This window comes from Streptococcus marmotae, assembly GCF_001623565.1.
Classification (GTDB): Bacteria; Bacillota; Bacilli; order Lactobacillales; family Streptococcaceae; genus Streptococcus; species Streptococcus marmotae.
This window is the reverse complement of record NZ_CP015196.1, coordinates 1,810,643-1,825,613: the sequence shown is the minus strand read 5'-3', so window position 1 is coordinate 1,825,613 and position 14,971 is coordinate 1,810,643. Positions and strand designations below refer to the sequence as shown.

Sequence of the window (14,971 nt, the reverse complement as noted above, 5' to 3'; positions counted from 1 at the left end):
TTAATTTTCCTCTGAATCTTTAGAATCTGCAGCATCAACCAAAGCAAACGTCACAATACTTGCCTCATTATCTAATCTCATGACCTTTACCCCCATGGTTGCACGTCCTGTCTGTGAGATGTTGGCAACGTTTGTCCGAATAATGACTCCTGTATCTGTAATCACCATAATATCTTCATCGCCTGAAATGGTTGTTAAGCCAGCTAGATAACCATTTTTCTCTGCAACTTTAACAGTTTTAATTCCTTTACCGCCACGCCCTTTGGTTGGGTATTCTGAAGCTGGTGTTCGTTTTCCAAAACCATTTTCCGTCAGCACAAGAACTTCTTGGTCATCTGAGACAACTGCTGCTCCGACTAAGCAATCCCCTTCACGAAGCCGCATTCCCCGCACACCAGTCGCTATGCGACTCATATTGCGAACATCTGTCTCTGTGAACCGGACGGCATAACCGAATTTAGAACCCATGATAACATCTGTTTGCCCATCTGTCAAGAAAACGTTAATCAATTCATCATCTTCTTTTAAGTTCAGAGCCTTCAACCCATTTTGACGGATATTGCCAAATTCAGCAACGCTAGTCCGTTTGACAATTCCTTGACGAGTAGTAAAGAAGAGATAATGTCCTTCTTCTTGCTCCTTGGTAACGTTGATAATCGTCTGAATCGACTCATTTTCTTCTAACTTCAAGAGATTTACAACCGGCAATCCCTTTGCTGTGCGGCCGTATTCAGGAATTTCATAGCCTTTTAGACGATAGACACGCCCCTTGTTGGTAAAGAAGAGGAGACGGTCATGGGTACTAGTAGAAACCAATTCACGAACAAAGTCATCATCTTTGACCCCTGTTCCCTGAACACCACGTCCTCCACGTTTTTGAGCATGAAATTCATCCTGTGCAAGCCGTTTAATATACCCTTGATTGGATAGGGTAATTAACACATCTGTTTCCTCAATTAAATCTTCATCTTCAAGGGATAGGACTTCACCTACCATTAACTCTGTCCGACGAGGATCTGCATATTTGCGCTTGATTTCTTCTAGTTCATCTTTGATAATTTGTACAACCCGCTCTGGTTTGGCTAAAATATCTGCTAAATCAGCAATCAAGGCAATCAAATCATCGTATTCTGATTGGATCTTATCGCGTTCCAAGCCTGTCAAACGGCGAAGGCGCATATCAAGAATAGCTTGGCTCTGACGCTCTGATAGCTCAAAGCGTGCCATCAATTCTGCCTGTGCTTCTGCATCTGTTTCGCTATTACGAATCACCTTGATTACTTCATCAATATGATCTAAGGCAATCAGCAATCCTTCTAAGATATGGGCACGCGCTTCTGCCTTTTCTTTATCAAACTGGGTACGGCGAGTAACAACTTCTTTTTGGTGTTCAACATAGGCTTCCAAAATTTGACGAACAGAAAGAATTTTCGGTACTCCATTTTGAATGGCCAACATATTGAAACTAAAATTAGTCTGAAGTTGGGTCAATTTGAAAAGATTATTCAAGATGACATTGGCTGATGCATCTCGTCTGACCTCGATTACAAAACGAACTCCTTCGCGATTGGACTCATCACGAACAGCTGTAATTCCATCTATTCGTTTTTCTTGAACCAGACGGACAATATGTTCATGAACCTTGGTCTTATTGACCATATAAGGAAATTCTGTCACAACGATGCGCTCACGACCATTGCCATACTCTTCAATTTCTGTCCTGGAACGAAGAACAATTGATCCTTTTCCAGTCTCATAAGCACGGTGAATGCCTGATTTCCCCATGACCAAAGCACCCGTTGGAAAGTCAGGACCAGGCAAGACTTCCATAATTTCCCGAGTCGTTGCTTCTGGATTATCAATAATCAGATTCACTGCTTCAATCGTCTCACCTAGATTGTGAGGCGGGATATTTGTCGCCATCCCAACGGCAATACCTGTCGTACCATTAACCAATAAATTTGGAAAACGTGCTGGTAGGACCTCAGGCTCACGCTCACTAGCATCATAGTTGTCCGCAAAGTTTACGGTATTCTTGTTGATATCACGCAACATCTCCAAGGCGATTTTGTTCATACGTGCCTCGGTATAGCGCTGTGCAGCTGCTCCATCGCCATCCATCGAACCGAAGTTTCCATGCCCATCTACGAGCATATACCGGTAGCTCCACCACTGGGCCATCCGCACCATGGCTTCATAAATCGCACTGTCCCCATGTGGATGGTATTTACCCATGACATCCCCGGTAATACGAGCCGATTTCTTGTGTGGCTTATCTGGTGTAATGCCCAATTCGTTCATCCCGTACAAGATTCGACGATGAACAGGTTTTAGACCATCACGTACATCCGGAAGAGCCCGAGCTACGATAACGCTCATTGCATAGTCAATGAAACTGGTCTTCATTTCGCTGGTCAGATTTACATCTACTAAATTTTTATCATGCATTAAATCTGTCTCTTTTCTCTTGAAAGTATCTACTATATTATAACATATTGTGAAGAAATTTTCTTGTCAGGGCCTTATAATGTAAACATTTTCAAACAACCTTTCACAAGTGACAAAATATACAAAAAGTGCTAGAATGATAGTTGGTTGGGACGCATGTCCCCAAATAAAACTAAGGAGATGTTTAGAAGAATGACTGCAACTAAACAACATAAAAAAGTAATCCTTGTCGGTGACGGTGCTGTAGGCTCTGCTTACGCATATGCACTTGTCAATCAAGGAATTGGTCAAGAATTAGGTATCGTCGATATCAACAAAGACCGTACGCAAGGTGATGCAGAAGATTTGAGCCATGCTCTTGCCTTTACTTCACCAAAAAAAATCTACTCAGCTGAATATTCTGATGCACATGATGCAGATCTCGTTGTCCTTACAGCAGGTTTGCCACAAAAACCAGGTGAAACTCGCCTTCAATTGATTGAGAAAAACCTTCGTATCAATCAACAAATCGTAAATGAAATTGTAGCATCTGGCTTCAACGGTATCTTCCTTGTCGCTGCTAACCCAGTTGATATTTTAACTTACTCAACATGGAAATTCTCAGGTTTCCCTAAAGAGCGTGTTATCGGTTCTGGTACTTCACTTGACTCTGCTCGTTTCCGTCAAACCCTTGCTGAAAAAATCGGTATCGACGCACGTTCTGTCCATGCTTATATCATGGGTGAACATGGTGACTCTGAATTTGCTGTATGGTCACACGCTAACGTTGCCGGCGTTAAATTATACGACTGGTTGCAAGATAACCGTGATATTGATGAACAAGGATTGGTGGACTTATTTATCTCTGTCCGCGATGCAGCTTACTCTATCATCAACAAAAAAGGTGCAACTTACTACGGTATTGGTGCAGCACTTGCTCGTATTACCAAAGCAATCTTTGATGATGAAAATGCGGTACTTCCTCTTTCTGTTTACCAAGCAGGTCAATATGAAGGCGTTGAAGATGTCTTTATTGGACAACCAGCTATTATTGGAGCACATGGTATCGTTCGTCCAGTAAATATCCCATTAAATGAGGCTGAATTGCAAAAAATGCAAGCATCTGCTAAACAATTAAAAGAAATCATGGATAATGCATTTGCAAATCCAGAAATCGCAGCTTCTATCAAAAATTAGTCTGAAAACTATGAATAAACGCTAAGCCAGCTATGTCATAACGACACAGCTGGTTTTTTCATACTCATCAAAAATCAAAATTTGAAGCTGTTAACTCATCTTCCTAAACTCTAGTTCTACCCGTGGCTCCATTGCCTAGCAGATTTTGCGTTTTATAGAGTATCAGCTCTCGAAAAAATAATAAGGAGCTGAACAAAACACTCAACTCCTGTAACTTGTTATTTCGATTTAATGTAGTTCACACCATCGGCTTTTGGCGCGACTGCTTTTCCAAAGAAGGCTGCAAGTGCCACTACTGTAATAAAATATGGTGCAATTTGCAGATAAACATTTGGTACGTGTGATAAACCAGGAAGTTGTCCACCGATAACAGATAAACTCTGTGACAAGCCAAAGAATAGGCTGGCTAGCATAGCACCAATTGGATTCCATTTACCAAAGATAACTGCTGCCAGGGCAATAAAACCTGAACCTACAATTGTGGTTGCTGAAAAGTTAATATTAACGGTTTGGGCGCTGACAGCTCCTCCAACTCCTCCAAGGAAACCTGCGATAAGAACACCAGCATAACGCATAGTATACACATTGATTCCCAAAGTATCTGCCGCCTGAGGATGTTCACCTACTGAACGTAGGCGCAATCCGAATTTCGTCTTATAAAGAACAAACCAGGATACAAAGGCCATAGCAATGGCTACATATCCCATTAGACTGGTATTTTTAAAGAATAAATCACCAACCACTGGTATTTTTTCCAACACAGGGAATGAAAATTTTCCGAAAGATTCTGGAATACTGTCTGTCTGTCCTTTATTATAAAGCACTTTAACCAAAAAGACTGAAAAGGCTGGTGCTAAGAGGTTCAAAACTGTACCTGATACGACATGGTCTGCTCGAAAATTGATAGTTGCTACTGCGTGAATAATGGAGAAAAGTAGCCCTGCAATCCCACCAACTAAGACAGCTAAAAGTGGGGTTGCTTTACCAAAGCTGCTGGCAAATTCCAAATTGAAAACAACACCAGCAAAGGCACCAATCACCATGATTCCTTCAAGTCCCACATTGACGACACCTGCACGTTCTGAGAATACTCCACCCAAACTAGTGAAAATCAATGGAGCTGAGTAAATCAGCATCTGCGAAATTAAAAGCGTTACTATTGTCAAATTCATATTAGTTAGCTCCTTTCGCTTTTTTGTTCCGTTTTAGTAATTGTTCAAAGACAAATTTAACACCGACAAAGAAGATGATAGAGGCCGTCACGACATTAATCAATTCAGGTGGAATTTGTGCTTTGACCATACCAGGCGCTCCAATTGATAACAAACCAAACAAGAAGGCCGCTAATGGGATACCCAGTGGTGAATTGGAAGCAAGTAAGGCAACAGACATTCCGTTAAAACCAATGTCCAAATTTCCACCCTGCGTATAGACATTTTGGAAGGTTCCAAGTCCTTGCACTGCTCCACCAAGACCCGCTAAAGCACCTGAGATAATCATGGATAGAATAATGGTTCGTTTTGCTGACATTCCTGCATAGTCTGAAGCAGTTGGATTCAATCCTACAGAGCGGATTTCAAAACCAAGTGTTGTCTTGGTCAACAAGAACCAAATAAGGAGTACCGCAATAATTGCAAAGAAAATACCAATATTCATCCGTGAATTATCTGTTAAGGAACGAAGCCATTCTGTTTGGTAAGAAGCATTCGCAGAGATATTGATACTCGAATCCTTGTTCTTCATCAAATCAGAAGCAAAGACATTGCGAATAATGTAGTTGCTAGAGTAGAGTAAGATATAGTTCATCATAATGGTCACAATAACCTCACTCGTTCCCAGATAAGCCCGTAAAACACCTGGTATGGCACCAGCAATTCCGCCTGCAATCATAGCAATGGCAATGGTTGCAAGAATTAAGATAGGTCTTGGTAAATCTGGATTTTCGAGAGCAAACCAGCCAGCAAATACCCAACCTACAAGGGCTTGACCTGATAAACCAACGTTAAAAAATCCTGCTCGGCTCGCAACAGCAAATCCAAGTGCTGTAAAGATTAAGGGGGCCATCGCTCGGAAAATTTCACCAATTGATTTGACAGAACCAAAGGCAGAATAGAATAATTCTTCATAACCCCAAAGTGGATCATAGCCGAAAACCAGCATAATAATCGCTCCTAGTAGCAATCCAGATACGACTGCTAACAAAGGAAGGGTGATATTTTGTAACTTCTTAGGCATTTGCTTCCTCCTTTTCAAGTTTTCCACCAGCCATTAAGAATCCTAATTCTTGTTTATTGGTCTTGGCAGGATCGACAATACCATGAATCACACCATCGTGAATAACCGCAATACGGTCAGACACATCTAAAATTTCGTCCAATTCAAAGCTGACAACTAGAACAGCTTTTCCCTTATCCCGTTCAGCAATCAAGCGTTTCCGAATATATTCAATCGCACCAACATCTAAACCACGGGTCGGTTGGCTGACAATTAACAAATCAGGGTTTCGGTCAATTTCACGGGCAATGATAGCTTTTTGCTGATTTCCTCCAGAAAGTGCCTTTGCTGGAACAACTTCACTTGCACCACGAACATCAAACTCTGCCATTAAATCACGGGCCTTTTGATTAATGGTATCGTAATTTAAAATACCATTTTTTGAAATAGGCTCTTTATAGTAGGTCTGTAAAGCAATGTTTTCTGCCACGGTCATTTGTAGAACTAAACCATCCCGATGACGGTCTTCTGGTACGTGGCTGACGTTCATCTCTGTAATCTTACGAGGAGTTTTTCCGACAACGTCTTCTCCTTTAATGAGAATTTTGCCAGATTTAACCTTACGAAGACCTGTAATAGCCTGAATCAGCTCACTTTGACCATTTCCGTCAATTCCTGCAATTCCCACTACTTCGCCAGCTCGTACATCAAGCGACAAGCCTTTCACCGCTGGAATGCCACGGTTTTCATTAACTTCCAAATCTTTAATGGAAAGAATCACTTCTTTTGGATTGGCCGCAATTTTCTCTGTTTTAAAGGATACCGAACGTCCAACCATCCATTCTGCCAAGTCTTCATTGCTTGCTCCAGCAACTTCAACTGTTTCAATCGATTTTCCACGACGAATAACTGTAACGCTGTCTGCTACTGCACGAATCTCATCTAGTTTATGGGTAATCAAAATAATCGATTTCCCTTCCTGAACTAGCGCCTTCATAATTTTTAGCAATTCGGTGATTTCAGCTGGTGTTAGAACCGCAGTTGGTTCATCAAAAATCAATAAATCTGCACCACGATACAGTGTTTTTAGAATTTCTACACGTTGTTGAGCCCCTACTGAGATGTCTGCTACTTTTGCAGTCGGATCAACATCTAAGCCATATCTAGCTGACAATTCTTTAATCTCCTGAATGGCTTTTTTTATATCAATGACACCGGCTTTAGTGGTCTCACTTCCTAAAATAATATTTTCAGCTACTGTGAAGGCATCAACTAGCATGAAATGTTGGTGTACCATCCCAATTCCAAGATGAGCTGCCTTAGAAGGAGAGTCAATTGTAACTACTTGACCATTGATCGCAATTTCACCACTTGTAGGCTCAAGCAAGCCTGCAAGCATATTCATCAATGTTGATTTTCCAGCACCATTTTCTCCTAAAAGGGCATGAATTTCTCCACGTCTGACATTCAAATTGATGTGATCATTGGCCACAAATTCCCCAAAGATTTTTGTGATTTCTCGCATCTCAATGACATAATCTTTTGTCATAATCTTCTTCCTTTCAGACTATTATTTTTTGTCAGCAAAACCTATCAATACCTTTGCTGATAGGCTTTGCTGAGAGAAAATAACCCTTCATCACTGTTCTTTCGATAGTTTCTTAGCTAGTAGGAACACAAGCAACTCTCTTTAAGAAAACATACTTGATGACTATACTCTTCCCCCTCAACTCCTAAAACGGCGACCGAGTCAGGTCGCCGTTTCGGATGACACATTATTCTTTATTTTTTCTCAGGTGTTTCTGGAACTTCAACTTTCTTGTCCAAGATGTCTTTCTTAGCAGCAGCTACTGCTTCTGACGCTTCGCTTGAAAGATTTGTTTCAGCCAAGTCTACACCTTTATCAGCAAGTGAGAATGTGATAATTTCTCCACCAGGAAATTCACCTTTAAGAGCTTTGTTGGCAATATCTTTTACAGAAGTACCAACTTGTTTCAATGTTGACGCAAGAACGAAGTTTGATTCTTTACCATCTTTAGAAGTGTATTTACCTTCTGCTGATTGGTCACGGTCTACACCGATCACCCAAACTTTATCTGCTTCATTACGCGTTTCGTTTTCTGCTTTAGCAGCAGCAAATACACCGTTACCGGTACCACCTGAAGCATGGAAAATAACATCTGCACCAGCAGCATATTGAGCAGCTGCTAATGTCTGACCTTTCGCTGCATCTGCAAATGAAGCAGCATAGTCAACTGTAATCTTAATGTCTTTGTTTACTGATTTTGCACCAGCTACAAATCCAGCTTCAAAACGGTCAATGATAACCCCTTCAACACCACCGATAAATCCAACGTGGTTTGTTTTTGTTGCTTTTGCAGCCGCTACACCTGCAAGGTAAGATGCTTCATGGTCAGCAAATCCAACGCTTGCTACGTTCTTTTGATCTTTTACAACGCTATCGACGATAACATAGTTTGTGTCAGGGTTGTTTGGTGCTACTTCAGCAATCGCATTTTCCAAGGCAAAACCAATACCAAATACAAGGTTGTAACCACCTGAAACAGCTGAATCAAGGTTTGTTACGTAATCAGATTCGCTACCTGATTGGAAGTAAGTGTAACCAGCATCTTTCTTAAGACCATTTTCTTCACCCCAAGCTTGCAATCCTTCCCAAGCTGATTGGTTAAATGAACGGTCATCAACACCACCAACGTCAGTAACAACAGCTGCTTTTACTGCTGAATCTTTTTCTGACATTGAATCAGCATCATTTTTTGCTGCACGGCTTCCACAAGCAGCAAGAGCCAAAGTTGCAAGTGTTGCAACACCTAAACCAACAAGTTTTTTGTTCATTTCTGAACCCTCCTAAAAATTCTTTGTGCAACTTTCGTTGCAAAATGGAAATGATACAGTCAGCTGACTGCCTTACAGACTTATGTTAAATCTGTAAAAGAATATGGAAGTAACTCCCCGACTGTCATCTCGACTGTCGATTTATCTTTAGCAACCAATGTTACTTTTAGATCCTGATCAAAAAATTCTGCCATGACTTGGCGACATGCACCACAGGGTGAAACTGGTTTTTCTGTTTGACCATAAACAATCAACTCAGAAAATTCCAAGACACCTTCTGAAACGGCTTTGAAAATCGCTGTCCGTTCGCCACAGTTGGTCAATCCAAAACTAGCATTTTCAATATTAACGCCGGTAAAAACTTGACCATTCTTAGCAACTAAAACAGCTCCAATTGGAAAATGAGAATAGGGTACGTAGGCTTTCTTACTAACTTCAATAGATAAATCAATCAAATCAGTAGTCGCCATCTGCCTGTTCTCCTTTCATAATCGCTACACCAGAAGAAGCTCCGATACGAGTCGCACCTGCTTCAATAAAGGCTTTGGCATCTTCGTATGAACGTGCACCTCCAGATGCTTTCACTCCCATATCTGGCCCAACTGTTTTTCTCATCAAGGCTACATCTTCTATTGTTGCGCCACCTGTTGAGAAGCCAGTAGATGTTTTCACAAAGTCAGCACCTGCTTCTTGTGATAATTGACAGGCTTTGACTTTTTCTTCGTCGGTCAAGAGACAGGTTTCGATGATGACTTTCACCAACTTATCACCGCTTGCTTCCACAACCGCTTGAATATCTGCTAGCACCGCTTCGTAATCTTGTGATTTAAGTGCGCCGACGTTAATCACCATGTCGATTTCATCTGCACCATTTGCGATGGCATCCTTGGTTTCAACTGCTTTTACAGCTGATGTATTTGCTCCCAAAGGAAAGCCGATAACTGTACAAACCTTGACATCTGTACCTTGTAATTCTTTCGCTGAAAGAGCTACCCAAGTTGGGTTGACACAGACGCTTGCAAAATCGTATTCTTTTGCTTCGTCAATAATCGCTAAGATTTGTTCTTTCGTAGCATTTGGCTTCAATAGAGTGTGATCAATATATTTATTTAATTTCATGTTTTTCTCCGTACATTATGAAACAATTTCTATAATTTCTTTCGTTTTTACACTCACATTTCCTATTTTAACATTTTTTTGGAAATTTGTAAGCATATTTTCCGAAATATTTTCATTTGTAAAAATAGTGGCAATTTCTTGACCTGCTTCAACAGGTTCACCGACCTTTTTATGGAAGACAATTCCTGTCTCATAATCTAAGCTGTCTGTTTTCACAGCTCGTCCTGCACCTAACTTCATGGCAAACAAGCCAAATTCTAAGGCGGGCAAGGCGGTAATGTAGCCACTTTCCTGAGCAAATACCGGCACTTGATGTGTCACTTGGACTGGCCGATACAAATCGTCCAAATCGCCCCCTTGCGCCAGAACCATTTCTTCAAACTTGCGCAGAGCCGATCCATCTACTAAATGAGCATGAACTTCCTCGATAGTCTTTTCAACATTAGCAAGGCCCAGCATAATCTGTGCCAATTCACAGATAAACTCTGTTACATCTTTTCGTCCTTTACCTTGTAAAATGTCCAAGGCTTCGAGAATTTCCAGACGATTTCCGATACTGGTACCGACAGGCTGTGACATATCCGTAATTACTGCAACAGTCTTTCGTCCAACTGCTTTTCCTAGTTCGACCATGGTTTGAGCCAATTGACGAGCATCTTCAATGTTCTTCATAAAGGCACCCTCACCAACCGTTACATCTAGTAAAATCGCATCTGCACCAGCTGCAATTTTTTTAGACATAACAGAACTTGCAATCAAAGGGATAATATCAACCGTAGCAGTCACATCACGAAGAGCATAAAGCAACTTATCGGCTTTTACCATATTATCTGATTGGCCAATAACAGATACGCCAATCTCCTGCACCTGTTTGATAAACTGGTCCTGAGTCACTTCAATCTGGTATCCCTTGATTGACTCTAATTTGTCCAAGGTTCCACCCGTATGACCTAGGCCACGCCCACTCATTTTAGCAACAGGAATGCCAAAACTAGCTACTAATGGTGCTAAAATTAAGGTTACCTTATCTCCGACACCACCAGTTGAGTGTTTATCTACCTTAATACCTGAAATGGCCGATAGGTCGATTTCTTCACCACTTGCCACCATCGCCATGGTTAAATCAGAAATTTCACGGGTAGACATTCCTCTAAAATAAATCGCCATTGCAAAGGCAGCCATCTGATAATCAGGGACAGTACCATTTGCATAGCCACTAATCAGCCAGTTAATTTCATCTGTGGTGAGTTCATGGCCGTCTCGTTTTTTCTGAATTAAGTCGACTGTTCTCATTCTTTCACGCTTTCTAAAATATAATATCCCTTATCTTTCTTCAAGATAGTACAGTTTCCAAAAACCTCCTCCATTTTAGCTTTGGCACTCGGAGCACCTTGCTTTTTCTGAATCACGATTGTCAATCGTCCAGAATCAACTAAATAGTCATACGCTCCTGTAATGATTTCATGGACGACTGCCTTCCCAGCTCGAATTGGTGGATTTGAAATTACATAATCAAACATTCCTGATACTTCTTCATAGATATTGGACTGGAAAATAGTGGCTTTGACCTTATTTCTCTCGGCATTTTTTATGGCTAAATCAACTGCTCGACTGTTAATATCGACCATAGTTGGCCGTACACTAAAAACCTTCCCCAAAGTCAAACCAAGTGGACCATATCCACAGCCCACATCTAGTAATCTTTTTTCTTTTTCCAACTCTACTGTATTTAAAAGCACTTGGCTACCGTAGTCCACCATTTTCTTGCTGAACACTCCTGCATCTGTTAAGAAGACCATTTCTTCACCAAGTAGAGTGACACGAAGCTCATGAAGATCATGAGCCACACTAGGATTTTTCTCGTAATACATATTTGCCATACCCTTATTATACCATTTAATAAAAACGTTTACAAGTGATTGCTTTATCCCCCTCCTATCATTTTACACCTGTAAAAAATCATGCTACAATGGTGCTATGAAGAACGAATTGATTAATTTTGAAAAAATCAGCCGCCAAACCTGGCAACAATTACACCGAAATACCACTGTTCCGCTCACACAAGAAGAGTTGAATTCGATTAAAAGTTTCAATGATAAGATTAGCCTCCAAGATGTCCTAGATGTCTACTTACCCCTTATCAATTTGATTCGGATTTATAAAAAGGCAAGTGAGGATCTTTCTTTTTCCAAGAGTCTCTTTTTACAGAAGAAAATAAAGACCCAGCCGTTTATCATTGGCATCTCAGGTAGTGTAGCTGTCGGAAAATCGACCACCAGTCGTCTCTTACAAATTTTATTAACCCGAACCTTTAAGCATGCCAAAGTAGAAATGGTCACCACAGATGGATTTCTCTATCCCAATGCTATTTTAAAAGAGAAAAATATCCTTGACCGAAAAGGTTTCCCTGAATCCTATAATATGGAATTGTTGCTGGACTTTTTAAATCATATTGAAAATGGACATGATTACCAGATTCCTGTTTATTCACATGAAGTGTATGATATTGTACCAGATCAACGACAAACTATTTCAGCACCAGACTTTCTCATTGTTGAGGGAATCAATGTTTTTCAAAATCCTCAAAATCAGCACTTGTATGTCAGCGATTATTTTGATCTAGCCATTTATGTCGATGCAGCAGTTGACGATATTGAAACATGGTACTTGGAGCGCTTCAGAAAATTACTGAAATTAGCTCAAAGTAATCCCAATAACTACTACCATCGCTTCCTAGAGCTCTCAGAAAAGGAAATTTCAAATTTGGCGCATAATATCTGGGAGACCATCAATCTGGTCAATCTCAAAGACTATATTGAGCCAACCAGACATCGGGCAGATATTATTCTTCATAAAGCCAAAAATCATGAAATTGATGAAATTTACTTGAAAAAATAATTTCCACTTGCCAAAATTTATTTTTTCGGATATAATGGTATAGTTAGTACAGAAAAGGTGGAGGTGAAACCATTGGCAAACATTAAGTCAGCTATCAAACGTGCTGAATTGAACGTAAAACAAAACGAAAAAAACTCAGCTCAAAAATCAGCTATGCGTACTGCAATTAAAGCATTTGAAGCAAATCCTTCTGAGGAGCTTTTCCGCGCTGCTAGCTCAGCTATCGATAAAGCAGAAACAAAAGGTTTGATTCACAAAAACAAAGCAAGCCGCGACAAAGCACGTCTTGCATCAAAACTTGCTTAATAAAAAGAGCCTTTGGCTTCTTTTTTTATCCAAATTTCTAGAAAGGTTCTAACATGAAAATTGCAATCATCGGCTATAGCGCTTCAGGAAAATCAACGTTTAGCTAGCTATCTCAGTAAACATTATGGGATTCCCTGTCTACATTTGGATAAGTTACGATTTCTTCCTAACTGGCAGGAACGACCAGATGAAGACATGCGCAACCAGCTCCAGACTTTTTTAGAGAATGATTCTTGGGTCATTGAAGGAAATTACAGCGCCTTCTACTACCAAGAACGCACGGAAGAAGCAGACCAGATTATCCTGATGGCATTTTCACGCTGGAATTGTTTATACCGTGCTGTAAAACGCTATATCACCTATGCTGGACGAGTCCGTGAAAGTAGCGCGGAAGGCTGCATCGAAAAACTGGACTGGAAATTTATCCGTTGGATTCTAAAAGATGGTCGTTCTAAAAAAGTCCAAATGCGTTACCAAGAAATCTATCAAAAATATCACAGCAAACTAAAAATTCTCCGCAATCAGAAGGAATTAGACCAATTTATGAAAACAGTAATGGGCTGAGAGTAAACAAACTCCCAGCCCATTACTATTTTTCAGAGCGAAAACCTGATGTTCATGGCCTAGCCTATTGCTCATCCTTAGACAAGTTTTTAATTTCTTCCAACATTTTACCTTCTTCATCAGACAACTCATACTGCTCTAATAAATCGGGTCTCCGTTCATAGGTTTTTTTCAAACTCTCATACAGACGCCACTTGCGGATCTTTTCATGATGGCCGCTCATGAGCACATCCGGTACCAGCATCCCCCTAAAATCATAGGGACGCGTATATTGAGGGTATTCCAACAAACCAGACGAAAAACTATCATCCGCATGGCTGGCTTCCTTACCAATCACTTCTGGAATTAAGCGAACAGTCGCATCGACCATAGTCATCGCAGCAAGTTCCCCTCCTGTAAGGACATAATCCCCTAGTGAAATCTCATCTGTCACCAAGGTCTTAATGCGCTCGTCATACCCCTCATAATGACCGCAGATGAAAATCAAATGGTCTTCTTGGGCTAACTCTTCCGCATAGGATTGATCAAACCGCTTACCAGCAGGATCTAGCAAGATAACACGAGGAGAGGTCTTTTCAATCTGATCATAAGCATCAAAAATCGGCTGAGCCCGTAGCAACATCCCCTGACCGCCTCCGTAAGGTTCATCGTCTACATGGCGAGACTTTTCAGCATTTTCTCTAAAATTATGATAAGTAATCTCAAGCAAGCCTTTTTCCCGAGCTTTACCAACAATCGAATGCTCCAAGGGTGCAAACATCTCTGGAAAGAGGGTCAAAATATCAATCTTCATCGTCTAATCCTTCTGGAATCTCTACTTGGACACGACCATTTGCCACATCTACGTCAAGGACCACAGGCGGAATATAGGGAAGAAGAAGATCGCGCTTGCCTTTCCGCTTGACTACCCACACATCATTTGCCCCTGGCTGTAAAATTTCCTTAATCGTCCCAAGTAACTGTTCACCTTCATAGACTTCTAAACCAATGATTTCATGGTAGTAAAATTCACCGTCCTCCAAATCCGTCAAGTCCTCTTCTGCTACTTTGAGGGTAAAATCACGGTATTTTTCAATATCATTGATATGGTACATCCCTTTAAACTTGATAATGTCAAAGTTTTTTGCCTTCCGATGGCTAGCGATTTCTACATTCATGACAAATTGGTCTTTGGGATCAAATAAGGCTAACTGGTTGCCTTTTTTAAATCGCTCTTCTGCGAAATCTGTCACAGACAAGACCCTCATTTCGCCTTGAAGTCCTTGGGTATTGACGATTTTTCCAACTTTAAAATAATTCATATGCTCTCCAAAACTCTATAATATGCCTTATTGTACCATTTTTTAGACATTTTCTCAAGACAAGAAAAAGAGCGGACTAGCCGCTCCTT

At 40.7% G+C, this 14,971-nt stretch carries 14 protein-coding genes and 1 pseudogene; 4 read left to right on the top strand and 11 right to left on the bottom strand.

All coding sequences use genetic code 11. From position 1 onward, the window contains the following. Positions 1 to 2,448, bottom strand: a complete 2,448-nt coding sequence (gene gyrA, locus A4H00_RS09025; RefSeq protein ID WP_067089880.1) for a DNA gyrase subunit A — start codon at positions 2,446 to 2,448, stop codon at positions 1 to 3. A 192-nt stretch (positions 2,449 to 2,640) separates the two neighbouring features. Between gyrA and A4H00_RS09020 the strand changes: the two genes are divergently transcribed. Then, the gene (locus A4H00_RS09020; RefSeq protein WP_067089876.1) at positions 2,641 to 3,624 is read left to right on the top strand and encodes an L-lactate dehydrogenase; all 984 of its coding nucleotides are present in this window, start codon (positions 2,641 to 2,643) and stop codon (positions 3,622 to 3,624) included. A gap of 218 nt (positions 3,625 to 3,842) precedes the next feature. Here A4H00_RS09020 and A4H00_RS09015 read toward each other — a convergent pair whose 3' ends face one another. The 8 genes from A4H00_RS09015 to A4H00_RS08980 form a co-directional block, all read right to left on the bottom strand. Then, a complete protein-coding gene (locus A4H00_RS09015; RefSeq protein ID WP_067089872.1) occupies positions 3,843 to 4,796 on the bottom strand; it encodes an ABC transporter permease in 954 nt (317 codons plus the stop codon). Position 4,797: 1 nt separating this feature from the next. Then, the gene (locus A4H00_RS09010) at positions 4,798 to 5,859 is read right to left on the bottom strand and encodes an ABC transporter permease (RefSeq protein ID WP_067089868.1); all 1,062 of its coding nucleotides are present in this window, start codon (positions 5,857 to 5,859) and stop codon (positions 4,798 to 4,800) included. Further along, entirely contained in the window at positions 5,852 to 7,387 is a 1,536-nt protein-coding gene (locus A4H00_RS09005) for an ABC transporter ATP-binding protein (protein ID WP_067089864.1), read from the bottom strand. Before A4H00_RS09005 ends, A4H00_RS09010 begins: the two co-directional genes overlap by 8 nt. Before the next feature lie 233 nt (positions 7,388 to 7,620). Continuing rightward, positions 7,621 to 8,694: a BMP family lipoprotein gene (locus A4H00_RS09000; protein ID WP_067089859.1), complete on the bottom strand. Its 1,074-nt coding sequence runs from the start codon at positions 8,692 to 8,694 to the stop codon at positions 7,621 to 7,623. A gap of 80 nt (positions 8,695 to 8,774) precedes the next feature. Continuing rightward, complete coding sequence (locus tag A4H00_RS08995) at positions 8,775 to 9,164, bottom strand: cytidine deaminase (RefSeq protein WP_067089855.1); 390 nt, start codon at positions 9,162 to 9,164, stop codon at positions 8,775 to 8,777. Beyond that, positions 9,151 to 9,813, bottom strand: a complete 663-nt coding sequence (gene deoC, locus A4H00_RS08990; protein ID WP_067089851.1) for a deoxyribose-phosphate aldolase — start codon at positions 9,811 to 9,813, stop codon at positions 9,151 to 9,153. The genes A4H00_RS08995 and deoC overlap by 14 nt, the downstream gene beginning before the upstream one ends. A 15-nt stretch (positions 9,814 to 9,828) precedes the next feature. Then, positions 9,829 to 11,106, bottom strand: a complete 1,278-nt coding sequence (locus A4H00_RS08985; protein ID WP_067089847.1) for a pyrimidine-nucleoside phosphorylase — start codon at positions 11,104 to 11,106, stop codon at positions 9,829 to 9,831. Further along, positions 11,103 to 11,693 (bottom strand): class I SAM-dependent methyltransferase, encoded by a 591-nt coding sequence (locus A4H00_RS08980; RefSeq protein ID WP_067089843.1) that lies wholly within the window; start codon positions 11,691 to 11,693, stop codon positions 11,103 to 11,105. The genes A4H00_RS08985 and A4H00_RS08980 overlap by 4 nt, the downstream gene beginning before the upstream one ends. Before the next feature lie 97 nt (positions 11,694 to 11,790). Here A4H00_RS08980 and coaA point away from each other — a divergent pair, with 97 nt between their 5' ends. The 3 genes and pseudogenes from coaA to A4H00_RS08965 all read left to right on the top strand — a co-directional run bounded on the left by coaA (position 11,791) and on the right by A4H00_RS08965 (position 13,581). After that, positions 11,791 to 12,711, top strand: a complete 921-nt coding sequence (gene coaA / locus A4H00_RS08975; protein WP_067089838.1) for a type I pantothenate kinase — start codon at positions 11,791 to 11,793, stop codon at positions 12,709 to 12,711. Positions 12,712 to 12,768: 57 nt separating this feature from the next. Further along, on the top strand, positions 12,769 to 13,017 hold the full coding sequence (rpsT, locus tag A4H00_RS08970) for a 30S ribosomal protein S20 (RefSeq protein ID WP_012027069.1): 249 nt from the start codon (positions 12,769 to 12,771) through the stop codon (positions 13,015 to 13,017). Between the two features lie 53 nt (positions 13,018 to 13,070). Next, positions 13,071 to 13,581 (top strand): annotated as a pseudogene (locus A4H00_RS08965) (DNA topology modulation protein). A gap of 64 nt (positions 13,582 to 13,645) precedes the next feature. On the opposite strand, the gene trmD reads toward A4H00_RS08965, so the two are convergent. Both trmD and rimM read right to left on the bottom strand, forming a co-directional pair. Further along, positions 13,646 to 14,374 (bottom strand): tRNA (guanosine(37)-N1)-methyltransferase TrmD, encoded by a 729-nt coding sequence (trmD, locus tag A4H00_RS08960; protein ID WP_067089834.1) that lies wholly within the window; start codon positions 14,372 to 14,374, stop codon positions 13,646 to 13,648. Continuing rightward, entirely contained in the window at positions 14,364 to 14,882 is a 519-nt protein-coding gene (gene rimM, locus A4H00_RS08955) for a ribosome maturation factor RimM (RefSeq protein WP_067089829.1), read from the bottom strand. Before rimM ends, trmD begins: the two co-directional genes overlap by 11 nt. Positions 14,883 to 14,971 lie beyond the last annotated feature (89 nt).